Origin of the sequence: Staphylococcus felis (assembly GCF_003012915.1) — a bacterium.
GTDB lineage: Bacteria > Bacillota > Bacilli > Staphylococcales > Staphylococcaceae > Staphylococcus > Staphylococcus felis.
This window is the reverse complement of the sequence record NZ_CP027770.1, coordinates 1,645,611-1,662,908: the sequence shown is the minus strand read 5'-3', so window position 1 is coordinate 1,662,908 and position 17,298 is coordinate 1,645,611. Positions and strand designations below refer to the sequence as shown.

Sequence of the window (17,298 nt, the reverse complement as noted above, 5' to 3'; positions counted from 1 at the left end):
ACCTCCTACATATTTCGCATAGAGAATGTCATACTCTCAATGACATTTGTTAATGCATTCGCTGTATCTAAAGATGTTAAACATGGCACACCATCTTCAACAGAAGTACGTCTAATTTGGAAACCATCTCGTTCAATTGTTTTCCCTTTTGTCATTGTATTAATAACAATTTGAACGTCTCCATTTTGAATTTTTGTGAGTAAGTCATCATGCCCACCAATTTTACCAACTGTTTCAACTTTGATACCTTGTTCGGATAATTTTTGTGCTGTTCCAGAAGTTGCAATAATTTTGTATCCAAATTCATTTAATCGTTTGGCTATTTTAACGATTTCCTCTTTATCTTTATCACTCACTGTAATAAGTGCTGTTCCGTAATCTTTGACTGTCATCCCTGCAGCTGTTAACCCTTTGAATAGCGCTTTTTCTAACGTTAAATCTTTACCCATCACTTCACCCGTTGATTTCATTTCAGGTCCAAGCGTAATATCAACATTTTTTAATTTGTTAAAACTAAACACAGGTGCTTTAACAAATACCCCTTCTTGATAAGGTTGAATACCTTCTTCAAATCCCATATCGACTAACTTTTCACCCATAATGGCACGCATTGCTAATTGTGCCATTTGAATTTCTGTAATTTTACTTAAAAATGGGACTGTTCGACTTGAACGCGGATTCACTTCAAGTACATACACACCATCATGTGCAATGACAAATTGAATATTGATTAACCCTATAATATTTAATCCCTTAGCTAATTTAATTGTAAATGACTCTAACGTATCGATTTCTTCTGGTGTTAACGATTGTGGTGGATAAACTGCAATCGAGTCCCCTGAGTGCACACCCGCACGCTCGATGTGTTCCATAATACCTGGAATAATGACTGTTTCACCATCACTAATGGCATCCACTTCGATTTCTTTACCTGTTAAATAACGATCTACTAATACTGGATGTTCTGGACTTGCTTTAACAGCTTCGTTCATATAATTTTCAAGCTCTGCATCGTTATATACAATTTCCATTGCTCGACCACCAAGTACATAGGACGGTCTTACAACTACCGGATAACCGATATCACGCGCATTGTCTAAAGCTTCTTTTGCTGATGTAGCTGTTTGTCCTTTAGGTTGAGGAACATTGATTTGAGTTAATAATGCTTCAAATTCTTTACGGTCTTCTGCACGATTTAAATCCTCTAATGATGTTCCAAGAATTTTGACACCATATTTCGCTAACTTATCAGCTAAATTAATTGCGGTTTGACCACCAAACTGCACAACTACCCCTTTAGGTTGTTCCAAGTTAATAATATTCATGACATCTTCTTCAGTTAATGGCTCAAAATATAGCTTGTCTGATATAGAGAAGTCTGTTGATACGGTCTCAGGATTGTTATTAACTATGATTGCTTCGTAGCCTGCATTTTGAATTGCCCACACTGCATGGACAGTCGCATAATCAAATTCTACACCTTGACCGATACGGATTGGGCCTGATCCCAGTACGATGATTTTTTCTTTTTCAGATACAATCGACTCATTTTCTTGTTCATATGTGCCATAGTAATACGGTGTTGCTGACTCGAATTCAGCTGCACACGTATCGACCATTTTGTATACTGGATTGATACCATGCTTTTGTCGCAAATCATATACTTCTGCTTCGCTCATTTCAAAGCGATGTGCAATAACACGGTCGCTAAATCCATATCGTTTCGCAAATCTTAAATAGTCAATATCACCTTTGTTCGCTTTAAGCGCATGTTCCATATCAATGATGTTTTTAAATTTATTTAAAAAGAAATAATCGATTTTCGTCATTCCATGTATTTCTTCGAGTGTTACACCACGACGAATCGCTTCACCGATAAAGAATAATCGTTCATCGTCTTGTGCATTAATACGCTCTTTAATGTAGTCTAAATCAAATGACTCGCCATTTGGTAGACCTAGATGATGCACGCCATATTCAAGAGAACGAATCGCTTTGAGCAATGACTCTTCATAAGTACGTCCTATAGACATGACTTCGCCTGTTGCTTTCATTTGTGTTCCAAGCTCACGTTCACCTTTTTCAAACTTATCGAATGGAAAACGTGGGATTTTTGAAACAATATAGTCTAAGCTTGGTTCAAAAGCTGCATAAGATGTACCTGTAACAGGGTTTTTCATTTCATCTAATGTTAAACCGACTGCAATTTTCGCAGCAAGTTTCGCAATTGGATAACCTGTTGCTTTAGACGCTAATGCAGATGAACGTGAAACACGTGGATTCACTTCGATAATATAATACTGCATTGAATGTGGGTCTAACGCAAGTTGTACATTACAACCCCCTTCAATTTTCAAAGCACGAATAACCTTTAATGAGACATCGCGTAACATTTGATATTCAACATCTGATAATGTTTGACTCGGTGCAACGACGACTGAATCTCCAGTGTGAATGCCAACTGGATCAATATTTTCCATGTTACACACTACGATGGCATTATCATTTTGATCACGCATCACTTCATATTCAATTTCTTTGTAACCTGCAATCGATTTTTCGATAAGACATTGTGTTGCTGGACTATACTTTAAACCATTAGAAACGACTTCTTTGAGTTCCTCATCATTATGACATATTCCGCCACCTGTTCCGCCCATTGTAAAAGCTGGACGAACAATTAAGGGATAGCCGACTTGATTTTTAAACGCAAAGGCTTGTTCGAGTGTGTTAACAATATCACTTTCAGGTACAGGTACATTGAGATCATTCATAAGCGAACGGAATAATTCACGGTCTTCTGCTTGATTGATTGAAGATAACTCGGTACCTAGTAATTTCACATTATTGGATTCAAGTACACCACTATCATGTAATTCAATCGCCATATTCAATCCTGTTTGTCCACCTAATGTAGGCAATAATGCATCAGGTTGCTCTTTACGTATGATTCGAGCAATAAAATCATGTGTTAGTGGCTCAATGTATACTTTATCTGCAATTTCTTTATCCGTCATAATTGTTGCAGGATTTGAATTCACAAGAATGACGCGATACCCTTCTTCTTTTAATGCAAGGCATGCTTGCGTTCCTGCATAATCAAATTCAGCTGCTTGACCAATAATAATAGGACCAGATCCAATAACCAGTATCGTCTCTATATCATTTCTTTTAGGCATGAGTAACGCGCTCCTTTTGTTTATTTTCATTCATCATTTCAATAAATTGATCGAATAAATAATTTGAATCAGTTGGACCAGGACATGCTTCTGGATGATATTGAACAGAAAAAGCTGGTAAATATTTGTGCTTGAGTCCTTCCACTGTACCGTCATTAAGAGCAATATGTGTAATTTCTAAATCTGTACTTTCAACTGATGCTGCATCAATAGCATAGCCATGATTTTGACTTGTTAATGCAATTTTACCCGTAGCAAGATCTTTAACAGGATGGTTCGCTCCACGATGTCCAAATTTCATTTTGAATGATTTCGCACCTTGTGACAGCGCAAACAATTGATGCCCTAAACAAATACCAAAAAATGGCACTTTCCCGAGTATACCTTTAATCATTTCAACTGCTACTTGAACATCATCCGGATCTCCAGGACCGTTCGATAACATCACGCCGTCTGGATTCCTTTTCAATATGTCTGCTGCTGAAGTATCATAAGGAACAACTGTCACTTCACACCCTCGTGCGTTCAACTCTCGTACAATATTTTGTTTTTTACCAAAGTCTACTAATACAACTTTCAAATCAAAACCTGTTGATACGTAAGGTGTTTTAGTTGAAACAGTCGGTACTTCAGTTCTTGGAAATGTTGTATGTTTTAAAGTTTCAATTGTTGATTCAATATCTGACGCATTATCAACAAATGCTGCTTTTAATACGCCATGTTGACGAATTTTTTTTGTAATACTTCTCGTATCGACACCACTAATACCAGGTATATCATATTCTTTTAACACATCATCAAAAGAAATCTCCGCTCTGAAATTGCTTGGAAATTGGCACGCTTCTTTAACTACAACACCATTTAAAGTAGGTACTAAAGATTCAAAATCATCTCTATTAATGCCATAATTACCGATTAACGGATACGTAAATGTGATAATTTGTCCTGTAAAAGACGGATCTGAAATTGTTTCCTGATAACCTGTCATCCCTGTTGTAAATACGATCTCACCTTTTGTCAGTTGATCGGATCCTAATTTAAATCCTACATAGTAACTCCCATCTTCTAGTACGAGATAACGCTTTTCAAACATTATTTTGCCCCCTCATAACGAATGTCGCCTTCAACTAAGGTTAACACTGGATTGCCGTAAACTTTCTCCCCAATAAATGGTGTATTAGTTCCTTTTGAAAGGAAATCTTCTGCTTTAATTTCATATTCTTCATCTAAATTAATTAAAGTTAAATCTGCTAACGCCCCCTCAACCAATTGACCATATGGCAAATTAAATGTTTGAGCCGGTTTTGTTGTTAAGTAATCGACTAATTGTTGTAGTGACCAATCTCCATTTTTCACAAAATATGTGTACAATAATGGAAATGCTGTTTCGCTCCCTACAATTCCAAATGGGGCTCGAGTCATAGGTTGCGCTTTCTCGTCGGCAGCGTGTGGTGCATGGTCTGTTGCAATACAATCAATTGTACCGTCTAGTAAGCCTTCAATCAGTGCTTCTCGATCCGCTTCACTTCTTAAAGGTGGATTCATTTTATAGATTGCATTATCACCAGGAATATCATTTTCAGTTAATAATAAGTGATGCGGTGTAACTTCAGCTGTAACTGGAATGCCCGCTCTTTTAGCATCTCGAATAACACGGACACTCTCTTTTGTCGAAACGTGACATACATGGTAATGACAACCTGTCGCTTCACTCAATAATACATCTCGTGCAATTTGAACAGATTCACAAATATTAGGAATACCTGGGATATTCAATTCTTGACTGCGTTTCCCTTCGTGCATCGCGCCTCCGTAAATCAAACTATTATCTTCACAATGCGCTACAATTGCTTTATTCAATTTTTGTGCTTTTTGCATCGCTTCATACATCATAGACGCTTGTTGTACGCCAACACCGTCATCTGTAAAAGCAAACACACCTTCACTATTTAATGCTTCAAAATCAACATGCTCTTTACCTGCTTGTCTTACTGTGATAGCTGCATAAGGCAAAACTCGCACTTGTGCATTTTCAGCAATAAGTTGATTTAATTTCTCCATATTTTCTTTTGAATCTGGAACTGGTTTTGTGTTTGGCATAGGACATACAGTCGTAAATCCACCACGTGCTGCTGCCTTTGTTCCAGTTTCGATAGTTTCTTTATATTCGCCGCCTGGCTCTCTTAAGTGAACATGTACATCAATAAATCCCGGTGCTAAAAAATAACCTTTTGCATCTATTACATGCATATCCTCAGTTACTTCAATCGTTTCAGCAATTTGCTTTATTGTTTTTCCTTCGATTAAAACGTCTACTTTTTGAAGTTGTCCTGCTTCTAACATTTTTGCATTTTGTATTAATTTCATCCTAAACACCTCCTTTTATGGTAAAACCGTTTCTGTTAAGACTGCCATTCTTAAATAAACACCATTTTCCATTTGCTTAAAGATACGGGACTTCGGCGCTTCAACTAGACTGTCGTCAATTTCAACACCCCTATTAACTGGGGCCGGATGCATAATAATCGCATCATCTTTGAGTCGATTATAACGCTCTTTTGTTAGTCCATATTTATGGTGGTATTCTTTACGCTCGAAACTTTGTTCGCCTAACCCGTGTCGCTCGTGTTGTACTCTTAACAACATCACTATATCTACTTTATCAATCACACTGTCTAAAGCTTCATACGATCCATTCATCGTATGATCTTGCCATATTTTCGGTGCAACAAATGATACATTTGCGCCTAATGCTGTCAAACTCTGGTAATTACTTCTCGCCACTCTTGAGTTTTTAATATCGCCACAAATGACAATGTTTAGTCCTTCAAAATAACCAAATTCTTCGTAAATTGTCATTAAATCTAACAGACTTTGGGTCGGATGCTGTCCACTTCCATCCCCTGCATTAATAATTGGAATACCCATCTCTAATAATTGATTGTAGTAATTGGTTTCACTATGTCTTATCACCAGTGCATCGCAACCGATACTTTGAAGCGTGCGACAAGTATCGTATAATGATTCTCCCTTTTGAACTGAAGATGTAGCCGTGTCGAATTGAATCAACTTCATATCTAGTCGTTGTTGCGCCATTTCAAAACTACATTTCGTACGTGTTGAATTCTCGAAAAAAAGATTAGCGATATATTTACCTTTCAAATTGGGTACTTCTTTATTATTTTTATAGTTTGATGCTTTTTCAATAAGGTGTTTGATTTCTTCAACAGATAGCTTTTCCATTGAGACAAGATTTTGCATGACAATTTGACCTCCTATTGATTTAACGTTTAGGTAATACTAGATTTAGGATGATACCCGCTGTAGCAGATAGTGCCATTCCTTCTATTGTTAAATTGATGCCTAAGTTATGTAAATTAAGCATCATGTTCCCAATTCCTATAACTAATATGACTGATGCGATTACAAGATTACGATTATTAGCAAAGTTCACTTGACTTTCAACAATCATTCTTAAACCACTCGCAGCAATAGTACCGAATAATAGTATCGACACGCCTCCCATAACCGGTGTCGGTATTGACGCAATCAGTGCTGTAAATTTACCAACAAAACCTAAAATAATGGCTATGATAGCAGCGCCACCAATCACGTAAATACTGTAAATTTTTGTAATAGCAAGTACACCAATGTTTTCACCATATGTCGTACTTGGCGGCCCTCCGATAATACTTGAAAACATTGTCGACACCCCGTCTCCTATAATTGAACGGTGTAAACCTGGGTCTTCGAAGAAATTACGACCTACAATTTTATTAATGACCATTTGATGTCCAATATGTTCACTTACTGTTACAAAAACAATCGGAAGCATGACTGCTATTAAACCAATGTGTATCGAAGGATGATAATCGACAAATGGAATATAAATATCAGGAAATTGTAACCATCCTGCTTCTTTTACTGGCTTAAAATCTACAATTCCCAGAACAATTGCCGATACATAACCGACGATAATACCAATTAGGACTGGTATGAGTGAAAAGAAACCTTTTCCAAATCCTTGTACAAGCAAGGTAACAAATAAAGTAATTGCAGCTACCGCAACGTATGTAAGGTTGTATCCTTTCATTGCACCAGAATCTTCAAACATCGCCATATTCACAGCTGTTGGTGCTAAACTTAAGCCGATAACCATAATGACTGGACCTACAACAACAGGAGGGAGTAAATGCATTAACCAATTTGTTCCGCTTACTTTAATTGCTATCCCTATCATCACGTACATTACACCGCTCATAAACAAAGCGACAAGCATATCGCCTAAACTGTTTGTACTTAATCCTGTGATAATCGGTGTAATAAAAGCAAAACTTGAACCTAAATATGCTGGTATTTTACCTTTTGTAATTAAAATATATAATAATGTCCCTATACCAGATGCAAGTAGTGCAGATGAAACCGGTAAGCCAGTTAAAAATGGCACTAAGACAGTCGCTCCAAACATTGCAAATAAATGCTGAATGCTCAAGAATGCCCATTGTCCGGCATTCGGTCTTTCATTAACATCTAATACAGGTTGTACTGTACGTTGAAACATCTTCTCGTTTTCCATTGTCTACGTCCTTTCTCTATAAAAAAAGTCCCTTAACTTTAAAGTTAAGAGACTGAGTCAACATATATGTATACAAATGTACACGAACACATTAAAAACTCACCTTTAATGCTCACGTCGCATGATTTGTATCAACTATGTTCAACCTTTGTCAGTCTCTCGTACTGAATTAAAAGGTATTACTTAATTACAACCGCGTTTTGGTTGTCAACTTCTTCTAAATAGACTTCTACTGATTCTTCATGAGATGTTGGAATATTTTTTCCTACAAAGTCAGCACGAATCGGTAGTTCTCGATGTCCTCGATCAACCAATGTTGCGAGTCCAATTTTTTGTGGACGACTGTGTAGTAAAATAGCATCTAGTGACGCTCTCACTGTACGGCCCGTATATAAAACATCGTCAACAATAATGACCACCCGATTATTGATATCTGCATCGATTTCAAAAGTTTTGGCGTTATGTTGGGTACGTGCATCGATATCATCTCTGAAGTGTGTGATGTCAATTGTACCTGTTGGAATTTCAACTTCTTCAATTTGTTGAATCTTGTGTTGAATGCGCTTAGCTAAAAATTCACCACGTGTTTTGATGCCTAATAGTGCTAAATTTTTTGAGCCCTTGTTATATTCTAGAATTTCATGTGCAATACGTGTTAATGTTCTGTTTATTGCAGATTCGTCTAAAATGACACGTTCAGCCAAAGTTGTCACTCCTAACCTATTTCATTTAAGCTAGAGTATATTTCAAAACCTATACTCAAACAAAACAACTCATGTCTTTAGAAGACATGAGTTGCATCAAAATAAATGGTATTGATATAGACTATTGCCTACACTTCTCCCATATTTATTTCACGTTTATATCATATCTTCTGAGCCTCACGGGACCCTCTTTAAAGACAATTCATTGTATTATCTATAACTTGCTTAATATCATAACGCTTTTTAGTCCAGATGTCAAAGTACAATCCGTGATTTTTGTAGTAATTTATCCATTGTGTAAAATTTATAAATGCTCTTCTCGAATTTGATGAATGACATTTTCGAATGAAATTGGAAGTGCTGCAGTCCGCTCAATATATTCACCAGTCTTAGGGTGTGTAAAACCAATAACGCCAGCGTGTAAAGCTTGTCCACCAATGTCCATTGTTTTTTTCGGACCATATTTTGGATCCCCAACCAAAGGATAACCAATATATTTCATATGTACACGAATTTGATGTGTACGTCCTGTTTCAAGTTGACATTCAACTAATGTATAATTTTTAAAGCTTTCAATCACGTTGAAATGCGTTACAGCTTCTTTCCCTTCATCAACTACAGCCATAGATTGTCTATCATTTTTGTGGCGGCCAATTGGTGCATCGATCGTCCCATATTCATGAGGGATATGTCCATGGACTAAGGCAGTATATTTACGAGTCACTGTTTTAGCTGTAAGTTGTTCAACTAAATGACGGTGTGCGATATCGTTTTTGGCAATCATTAAAAGTCCAGATGTATCTTTGTCAATACGATGAACAATACCAGGTCGTATTTCGCCATTAATGCCTGATAAATCCTTAATTTGATACATAAGTCCATTTACCAACGTTCCCGTATAATGCCCAGGTGATGGATGTACAACCATCCCCTTAGGTTTATAGACAATCGCAACATCTTCATCTTCATAATATATATCTAAATTTAAATTCTCTGGTTCAATATTTGCTTCAACAACTTCTTTCTCAGTTACAACAATATAGTCCTGAAGCTTTACTTTGTAATTTGATTTCACTACTTTACCATTAACTTCAACTTGACCTGATTTAATCCAGTCCTGAATTTGACTTCGTGACCATTCAGGGTTTAACTCAGGTAGAACTTTATCAATACGTTGTAAATGAAATCTCTCTTGACTTATTTCAAAATCAAACTGACCCATTATCTCACCTCATCTTTAGTTTTTGAGTCTGTTAGTAACACAAATAATAATAATATCACACCTATTGTCAAACTACTATCAGCGACATTAAAAATTGGAAAATCATATCCAAATATCTTCGTATCTACAAAGTCCACTACTTCACCATTTATTAATCGATCAATAAAATTACCGACAGCCCCTGCAAATAATAAACTTATAGCAATTTGCATGAGTAAATGATCTTTCGCTTCTTTAATATAAAAATAGACTAATGCGATTAATATTAGAATAGTAACAATATAAAAGAAAGTCATCTTGCCACTTAAGATCCCCCATGCTGCACCGCTATTACGATGTGATGTAATGGCTAAAAAGTGAGGTATTACCGTAAAAGATTCCCCAATAGTCATTTGTGTTGCGATTATCCACTTTGTAAATTGATCAGCAATGATGACCAAAATGGCTATCATTACGGATAATCCAATATGATATTGATGTTTCATAAATTTTATCCTTTCCAATTGAGTTCATTTAGGAATTTCATCACGATATATTATAGCTTAACTTGAACAATTACTAAAACGAAAAAAGTGATACAGATATCCAGTAGCTATGAATATCTGCATCACTTCATGTTTATACTAAAGTTTTAACAACTTCTTGGCAACGTGGACACAATTCAGTCATTTCACCTACTGAACCTAAAGAGTCACTATAATTCCAACAACGTGCACATTTTTCACCGTCCGCAAACGTAATTTCAATATTGCCATATTGATACTCTGTACCGTTTGGTTTATCTACCACTTCAACTTGAGAAACAATAAATAATTGATGCAAATCATTAAATGATTGTAGAAATTCTACAGTATTAAATGAAGAACTGTTACCGATTTTAACTTTAGCTTCTAGTGATTTACCGATGACTTTTTCATTCCGTGCAACTTCTAATGCTCGGTTAACATCATCACGTAACGCCATAAATGTTGACCATTTTTCAAGTAATGCTTCGTCAATTTTTTCTTTTTGAGGCATGTCTGAAAGATGAACACTTTCCTCTTCAACATGCTCGATGTATGACCAAACTTCATCAGCTGTATGAGGAATGATAGGTGCTAATAATTTCGTCATATTCACTAGTATACGATAAAGCACTGTTTGCATACTACGACGTTTGTGTGCATTCTGCTCCTCAATATATAAAATATCTTTCCCATAATCCAAATAGAAGTTACTAAGTTCAACATTTATGAAGTTTTGAACTTCTTGATAAATATCTAGATAGTCATAATCATCATAATGATCGAGTGTATGCGCTGTAAATTCACGAAGACGGTTCAATACATATCGGTCAACTTCTAATAAGTCAGCTTCAGCAATTTGATGTTTAGAAGGGTCAAAATCACTGACATTCCCTAATAAGAAACGCAAAGTATTACGAATTTTACGATATACATCAGCAACTTGTTTCAGGATTTCTTCTGAAATACGTACGTCTGCTAAATAATCTACTGAACTCACCCATAAGCGTGCAATGTCAGCACCTTTTTGTTTAACAATAGTATCTGGGACAATCACGTTGCCTAATGATTTGCTCATTTTTTTACCTTCGCCATCCATAACAAAACCATGAGACAATAGCATTTTGTATGGTGACACACCACGAGTAGCAACAGCAGTCGTAATAGAAGAGTTAAACCATCCACGATATTGATCACTACCTTCTAAGTACAAATCAGAAGGGAAACTTAATTCAGGACGAGTTTCAAGTACACCGCGATGTGACGAACCTGAATCAAACCAAACATCCATAATATCTTCTTCTTTTGTGAAATGACCATTTGGGCTGCCAGGGTGTGTAAAACCTTCAGGCAATAAATCTTTCGCTTCACGTTCAAACCAAATATTAGATCCATGTTCTTCAAACAAATCTGCAATATGCATAATTGTTTCTTTAGTCATGATAATGTCACCGTTCTCAGCATAAAATACTGGAAGTGGTACCCCCCACACACGTTGACGAGAGATGACCCATTCACCACGATCACGAATCATATTGTAGATGCGCGTTTTACCCCATTCAACTTTGAAGTGTGTTTGTGTTATAGCATCTAAAATATCTTGTCGCACTTTTGAAATAGAAGCAAACCATTGCGGTGTCGCTCTAAAAATGACTGGTTTTTTAGTACGCCAATCATGTGGATAACTATGCGTAATAAAGTCTAATTTTAAAAGTGCCCCTTTCTCTTTTAACAAATCAGTAATCGCTTTATTCGCTTTATCATAAAACATACCTTCAAATTGACCAGCTTCTTCTGTAAATACACCTTTATCATCAACAGGACTAATCACTTCAAGGTTATATTTTTGACTTACAATATAGTCATCTTCCCCGTGTCCTGGAGCTGTATGCACACAACCTGTACCAGCATCAGTCGTTACGTGCATACCGTTGATGAGCAATGATATTCTATCAATGAAAGGATGTTGCGCTTCAACATATTCAAGTTCTTGACCTTTAAAATCTTTCTCACGAACCACGGCTTCTTTATCCCAGCCTAACTGTTCTGCCACTTCATCTACTAACGCTTCAGCAATAATATATTTTTCACCATTCACATTCATTTGTACATATGTTAAATCAGGATGAACTGTAATCGCAACATTTGAAGGCAATGTCCAAGGTGTTGTTGTCCAAATTATAAACTTCGCATCTTCATCAACAATACCCTTACCATCTTTTACATCAAAAGCAACATAAATAGATGCTGAACGTTTATCATGATATTCAATTTCCGCTTCAGCTAATGAAGATTCACTAGACGGTGACCAATAGACAGGTTTTTTCCCTTTATAGATTAATCCTTTTTCAGCCATTTCACCAAATACACGTATTTGTGCAGCTTCATATTCAGGTTTTAAAGTTATATATGGGTTTTCAAAGTCACCATTAACGCCTAAACGTTGGAAATCTTTCTTTTGATTTTCAATTTGTTGCATTGCAAAAGCTTCACATTTTTCACGAAATGCTGCAATAGACATTTCTTTACGCTTCACACCTTTTTTTGTAAGTGCTTGTTCAATAGGTAAACCGTGTGTATCCCATCCTGGTACGTATGGTGCATAAAAGCCCGACATTGTTTTATAACGGACGATAAAATCTTTCAAAATTTTGTTTAGCGCATGTCCCATATGTAAATTACCGTTCGCGTACGGTGGACCATCATGTAGGATAAATGGTGTATTACCTTCATTTTTAGCTAACATTTTGCGATATAAATCTTTTTCTCGCCATTCTTGTTGAATTTGTGGCTCTTTATTAGGTAATCCGCCACGCATTGGGAATTTCGTTTTTGGCATTAATAACGTTTCTTTGTAATCCATTTTTTAACACTCCTTTAACTGAAAAGAACTCTAAGCTCAATGAATAGGGACGGACATCTACCGCGGTACCACCCTATTTAACTCAGCTTAGAGTTCTCTCATTAAAATAATTATTTTTTGATGAGTTCAGTGATACAAGAAAAAACATTCATTAGGCTCTCACTCTCCCTAAATCGCTGTGTCCTGTTTTACTTTTCTTGCTTGTCTGTCTCATTTGTTTTTTCAGATTGATGTGCTTGTTGTTTTTCTTCATCAGTAATATCTTTATCATTCAAATGATTAAAATTATCTTCTGTCACTTGTTGTGCATCTAAATCATAGTTAAGTAAATAATCCCAATCATCATTTTTAAGTAAATCTAATTGCGCTTCAACTAACATTCTAAAGCGAGAACGGAAAATTTTAGATTGTCGTTTCATATCCTCTGTTTGAAATGATAATCGTCGTGCTTTTTCAATACCATCATTTACAATTTTATCTGCTTCAGCTTGTGCTTTAGCGATAATGACATCACGCTCTTTTTGAGCTGCTGCTTTTGTTTCATCAGCCGCACGCTGCGCACTCACAATCGCTTCTCCTACAGATTTTTCAACTTCTTTAAAAGATTGGATGTGGCTATCTCTTTCTTCTAAAACTTTTTCAAGTTGTCTCTTATCTTCTCTAAGTCGTTGAACTTCTTGACTTAACTGTTCTAGGTATTGTTCAACTTCCTTAGGTTCAAAACCGTTTTTAATATGAGTAAACGACTTATTTTTTATTTCACTTGGTGTAAAAGCCATAGATACTCTCCTCCATCATACACTATTTGAATAAAGTTTGATAGGTGATTCGCAACTTATCTTTTTTAGTACGCGTTCCAATTTGTGTAATCTTTGCTCTTCCAAATCCTTGTATTGAAAGCAAATCGCCTTCTTCTAGTTGAAAATCCACTGACTCTACAATCGTATGATTCACTTTTACTCGCTTTTTTAAAATATATGATTTGGCGATTTCTCTGGATTTGTGTATTACTTCTTTCAAAACGACATCGAGTCGCAATGCACTAATAGTTGTTTCAAAAGATTGCCATTGCTCCTTTGATTGTATCATATCTTCAATTGATAAAACATTGAGTTTGACTGTGGCACCTTTTATCTTTGTTAATTCCATCATAATATATGATTCTAACTGTTTTGTCAAAACAAATTGAATTTGTTTTCCGACAATAATGTCTCCAAGTTGTTCACGCTTAATCCCTAAAGACATAAGTGTGCCCAATACATGTTGATGCTGAATTGTAACAAATTTTTCTGGATAGTTCAGCTCAATTAATGTTAACTCATAGTCATCTCGTTCGGGCTCATAATAATTAGGTGCTATAATTGCTCGGCATCTTTCAGCACTATAGCCACCATAAAAATGAACTTTTAAGTCAGGAAAGCGACCTACAAGTGTTTGAAGAATATACTGCGCACGTGGATCGATAAAATGTGTTAATACAGGAGCATATTGTTGTTCAGCCATTCTTACTTTATTCATTAATTGATCAATTAGTTCATACTCTTCTTTTCGAAAATGTTGATATATATCCATTATAACGCCTCTTTGAATGCTATAATCCATTTGGTTTCAAATTTAAATCATTTGATAAATTTCATAAAAAAAGGGCGTGAGATAAGCGTTAGAATCTATCATCTTCAGCATCAATACTTCAAAGAATGAGCTTGAAGTTAACCGTATTTTTAATCATCTTATGTTATACAGTATCCTAACCTCTCTCTACCCTATTATCATTCACTATAAATAATGCTCTGATTGGTCTATTTATCGTTTAAGACTCTTACATCAAATGATTAATAATCAATTGATATATCGCGAAGAGCCCACGTTGAAATAAATTCAGAACTATAAATGCAACAATTGGAGATAAATCAACCATACCCAATGGAGGAATTATTTTTCGAAATGGTTCTAAAAAAGGCTCATAAATTTTAGACATAAACTGTCCTACCGCACTTTCACGAGCACTTGGAACCCAAGACATAAATATATAAATAATCATTCCAAATGTATATGCTTGCACTAAAAATATAATAAAATTAAAAATTGTAGAAGCTAATTGTATACTCATTGAGGCCACCTTTATTCGTATTGGTTTTCCATAGTTTCGATATGCTCAGTAATACTTCCAGCCACCTCAACATTATCAGGTGTACATAAAAAGATATCGGACCCTACGCGTTGAATGTCACCACCAATTGCATAAACAGTACCACTTAAAAAGTCAATAATACGTTTTGCTGAGACTTGGTCGATACGTTGTAAATTAACGAGCGTTGCACGTCTGTTTTTGAGTTCATCGGCAATATCTTGAGTGTCTGAAAATACACGAGGTTCAAAAAGACACATTTTAGAACTGCCATTTTGATAAACATCTTGCTCTTGTGTCATGCTTATCACGTTCCCTTGATCTTGATTATGTTCATGATTTGACGCCATTTGATAACGGCGATCGTGTTGCGGTGTTTTAATACGTGTCGATTGCTTTTTAGGCACCGATTGAATGGCACGTGGTTTTGCTTTAGGCTGGTTAGATTGTGATGGAGTACGTGTCTTTTCTTCGCGTCTTTCACGTTCTCTCTCTCTTCGTTCTTCCTCTTCTTCGATTAAATCCTCATCCTCTTCTTCAATCGTAAAAAATCCGTTAAACAGATCTTTAATAGCCATTAACTCACTCCTCTTTTCCTACTAGACGTGTCCCAATTCTAACAAACGTTGCGCCAGCTTCAACTGCAATGGTATAGTCATTACTCATACCCATTGATAATTCAGAGCATGGTGCATACGATAAGTTTAATGCTTGGACTTCATCACGTTTCATTTTCAATTTGTTAAATATTGACTTTAATTCATCTTCATCTTCAGTAAATGGTGCCATTGTCATTAGCCCTACAACTTCAATATGATCATAAAGCTCAAGTTCTTTTATAAACGGGATTAACTGATCAACAGCAACGCCGTGTTTTGATGCCTCACCAGACACATTTACTTGGACAAAACACTTAATTGTATGTGTTGCTCTCTTACTTATTTCTTTTGCTAAACTGATACGGTCTAACGCGTGCAAATAGTCTATTTCGTCAATCACATCTTTCACTTTGCGTGATTGTAAAGAACCTATAAAATGCATCGTAACGTCATCAGGTAGTGCAGCTTTTTTGTGCAAAAAGCCTTCTAATCGATTCTCACCAAAATGACGAATACCCGCATCGTATGCTTCTTTGGCTCGCTCTATTGTAACATATTTCGTAACAGCAATCACGTTAGGTACTGTATGTCCTTCATTTAAATTCACGTGAGATTTAATTTGCTCATGAATCATATTTAAGTTATCTTTAACAGACATTTGCCTCTCCTCACTTCTTACTTTTGTCCTATAAATGCTAACATCCGGCCAGTATTCCCTTTCTCAATTCGATATGAAAAAAATAAGTCCAAATGTTCAGTCGTTGTGTATTCTGTCATTGTAATATTTTGGGCAGGTACACCATAATGTTCACATAATAAGTGATTCGCATATTTTAAATCAATCCCATAACAACCTGGACCTCTTTGTTCGATATAGCGCTTCTCATCGATAGGTAGTTGTTTAAATTGATTAAGTATCTCTTCATTTATCTCATATGAATTGGAGGTAGCTGGACCTATGACGACTTGCAACTCTTTTAAGTCATAAGGAAATTGGGTGATGACTCGATGAACAATTTGTTTGACCGTTCCTCTCCAACCTGCATGTGCTAACGCAATGAAATGATATTTAGCACTATAAAAATACACAGGTACACAATCGGCATAACACATTGTAAGCAAAATATTTTTTTCATAAGTATACATTCCATCAACACCGTATAATACATCTTTGGATAGATCTTGAATATTTTGCCCCTTATTTTGAGCAAAAATCTCTATGACTTTGTCTTCATGAGTTTGTATTGGAAAAACCCACTGTGCTCTCTCGAAGCCTATTTCGTGTGCAAGTACTTCCTGATGTTGTGTAATATACTCTGGCACATCATCTATATAACGTGCCATATTAAATGCATGCTTTGGATATGCACTTTTTCCACCATTACGCGTAGTCATACCGATTGTAATCCCCTGTGACAGGCTCGGCTCATAATATAAATGATGTTGTTTTTTTCTAAATGTTTCCATCATCAACACCCTTTCTAACTACGTGTTACTTAAAAAACTTTTAAATTTAAAAACGCT

The 17,298-nt window shown here is 35.9% G+C and carries 15 protein-coding genes; all 15 read right to left on the bottom strand.

The window, feature by feature from the left end; genetic code table 11:
• Positions 1-5: 5 nt before the first annotated feature.
• Positions 6-3,179 (bottom strand): carbamoyl-phosphate synthase large subunit, encoded by a 3,174-nt coding sequence (gene carB / locus C7J90_RS07775; RefSeq protein WP_103208761.1) that lies wholly within the window; start codon positions 3,177-3,179, stop codon positions 6-8.
• On the bottom strand, positions 3,172-4,272 hold the full coding sequence (locus tag C7J90_RS07770; RefSeq protein WP_103208759.1) for a carbamoyl phosphate synthase small subunit: 1,101 nt from the start codon (positions 4,270-4,272) through the stop codon (positions 3,172-3,174). Before C7J90_RS07770 ends, carB begins: the two co-directional genes overlap by 8 nt.
• The gene (locus C7J90_RS07765) at positions 4,272-5,546 is read right to left on the bottom strand and encodes a dihydroorotase (RefSeq protein WP_103208758.1); all 1,275 of its coding nucleotides are present in this window, start codon (positions 5,544-5,546) and stop codon (positions 4,272-4,274) included. Before C7J90_RS07765 ends, C7J90_RS07770 begins: the two co-directional genes overlap by 1 nt.
• Before the next feature lie 15 nt (positions 5,547-5,561).
• Complete coding sequence (locus tag C7J90_RS07760; RefSeq protein ID WP_103208756.1) at positions 5,562-6,440, bottom strand: aspartate carbamoyltransferase catalytic subunit; 879 nt, start codon at positions 6,438-6,440, stop codon at positions 5,562-5,564.
• Positions 6,441-6,462: 22 nt separating this feature from the next.
• On the bottom strand, positions 6,463-7,755 hold the full coding sequence (locus C7J90_RS07755) for a uracil-xanthine permease family protein (protein ID WP_103208754.1): 1,293 nt from the start codon (positions 7,753-7,755) through the stop codon (positions 6,463-6,465).
• Positions 7,756-7,934: 179 nt separating this feature from the next.
• Positions 7,935-8,459, bottom strand: a complete 525-nt coding sequence (gene pyrR / locus C7J90_RS07750) for a bifunctional pyr operon transcriptional regulator/uracil phosphoribosyltransferase PyrR (protein ID WP_103208753.1) — start codon at positions 8,457-8,459, stop codon at positions 7,935-7,937.
• Between the two features lie 304 nt (positions 8,460-8,763).
• Positions 8,764-9,681, bottom strand: coding sequence for an RluA family pseudouridine synthase (locus C7J90_RS07745; RefSeq protein ID WP_103208751.1), 918 nt, complete (start codon positions 9,679-9,681; stop codon positions 8,764-8,766).
• Entirely contained in the window at positions 9,681-10,166 is a 486-nt protein-coding gene (gene lspA / locus C7J90_RS07740; protein WP_103208750.1) for a signal peptidase II, read from the bottom strand. The genes C7J90_RS07745 and lspA overlap by 1 nt, the downstream gene beginning before the upstream one ends.
• 133 nt (positions 10,167-10,299) lie before the next feature.
• Positions 10,300-13,047, bottom strand: a complete 2,748-nt coding sequence (ileS, locus tag C7J90_RS07735; RefSeq protein WP_103208748.1) for an isoleucine--tRNA ligase — start codon at positions 13,045-13,047, stop codon at positions 10,300-10,302.
• 188 nt (positions 13,048-13,235) lie between these two features.
• Positions 13,236-13,826, bottom strand: a complete 591-nt coding sequence (locus C7J90_RS07730; RefSeq protein ID WP_103208747.1) for a DivIVA domain-containing protein — start codon at positions 13,824-13,826, stop codon at positions 13,236-13,238.
• Positions 13,827-13,848: 22 nt separating this feature from the next.
• A complete protein-coding gene (locus C7J90_RS07725; protein WP_103208745.1) occupies positions 13,849-14,619 on the bottom strand; it encodes a YlmH family RNA-binding protein in 771 nt (256 codons plus the stop codon).
• 247 nt (positions 14,620-14,866) lie between these two features.
• Positions 14,867-15,157, bottom strand: a complete 291-nt coding sequence (locus tag C7J90_RS07720; RefSeq protein ID WP_103208744.1) for a YggT family protein — start codon at positions 15,155-15,157, stop codon at positions 14,867-14,869.
• 11 nt (positions 15,158-15,168) lie between these two features.
• Positions 15,169-15,753: a cell division protein SepF gene (locus tag C7J90_RS07715; RefSeq protein ID WP_103208742.1), complete on the bottom strand. Its 585-nt coding sequence runs from the start codon at positions 15,751-15,753 to the stop codon at positions 15,169-15,171.
• Positions 15,754-15,757: 4 nt separating this feature from the next.
• Positions 15,758-16,432, bottom strand: coding sequence for a YggS family pyridoxal phosphate-dependent enzyme (locus C7J90_RS07710; protein WP_103208741.1), 675 nt, complete (start codon positions 16,430-16,432; stop codon positions 15,758-15,760).
• A gap of 17 nt (positions 16,433-16,449) precedes the next feature.
• Positions 16,450-17,244, bottom strand: a complete 795-nt coding sequence (gene pgeF / locus C7J90_RS07705) for a peptidoglycan editing factor PgeF (protein WP_103208739.1) — start codon at positions 17,242-17,244, stop codon at positions 16,450-16,452.
• Positions 17,245-17,298 lie beyond the last annotated feature (54 nt).

What these genes read in the sequence shown, in the direction of transcription:
- C7J90_RS07720 (WP_103208744.1), bottom strand. Translation starts at nt 15,157, where the DNA reads ATGAGTATACAATTAGCTTCTACAATTTTTAATTTTATTATATTTTTA.
- C7J90_RS07770 (WP_103208759.1), bottom strand. Translation starts at nt 4,272, where the DNA reads ATGTTTGAAAAGCGTTATCTCGTACTAGAAGATGGGAGTTACTATGTA.
- C7J90_RS07745 (WP_103208751.1), bottom strand. Translation starts at nt 9,681, where the DNA reads ATGGGTCAGTTTGATTTTGAAATAAGTCAAGAGAGATTTCATTTACAA.
- C7J90_RS07765 (WP_103208758.1), bottom strand. Translation starts at nt 5,546, where the DNA reads ATGAAATTAATACAAAATGCAAAAATGTTAGAAGCAGGACAACTTCAA.
- pgeF (WP_103208739.1), bottom strand. Translation starts at nt 17,244, where the DNA reads ATGATGGAAACATTTAGAAAAAAACAACATCATTTATATTATGAGCCG.
- ileS (WP_103208748.1), bottom strand. Translation starts at nt 13,047, where the DNA reads ATGGATTACAAAGAAACGTTATTAATGCCAAAAACGAAATTCCCAATG.
- C7J90_RS07755 (WP_103208754.1), bottom strand. Translation starts at nt 7,755, where the DNA reads ATGGAAAACGAGAAGATGTTTCAACGTACAGTACAACCTGTATTAGAT.
- C7J90_RS07725 (WP_103208745.1), bottom strand. Translation starts at nt 14,619, where the DNA reads ATGGATATATATCAACATTTTCGAAAAGAAGAGTATGAACTAATTGAT.
- carB (WP_103208761.1), bottom strand. Translation starts at nt 3,179, where the DNA reads ATGCCTAAAAGAAATGATATAGAGACGATACTGGTTATTGGATCTGGT.
- C7J90_RS07710 (WP_103208741.1), bottom strand. Translation starts at nt 16,432, where the DNA reads ATGTCTGTTAAAGATAACTTAAATATGATTCATGAGCAAATTAAATCT.
- lspA (WP_103208750.1), bottom strand. Translation starts at nt 10,166, where the DNA reads ATGAAACATCAATATCATATTGGATTATCCGTAATGATAGCCATTTTG.
- C7J90_RS07730 (WP_103208747.1), bottom strand. Translation starts at nt 13,826, where the DNA reads ATGGCTTTTACACCAAGTGAAATAAAAAATAAGTCGTTTACTCATATT.
- C7J90_RS07715 (WP_103208742.1), bottom strand. Translation starts at nt 15,753, where the DNA reads ATGGCTATTAAAGATCTGTTTAACGGATTTTTTACGATTGAAGAAGAG.
- C7J90_RS07760 (WP_103208756.1), bottom strand. Translation starts at nt 6,440, where the DNA reads ATGCAAAATCTTGTCTCAATGGAAAAGCTATCTGTTGAAGAAATCAAA.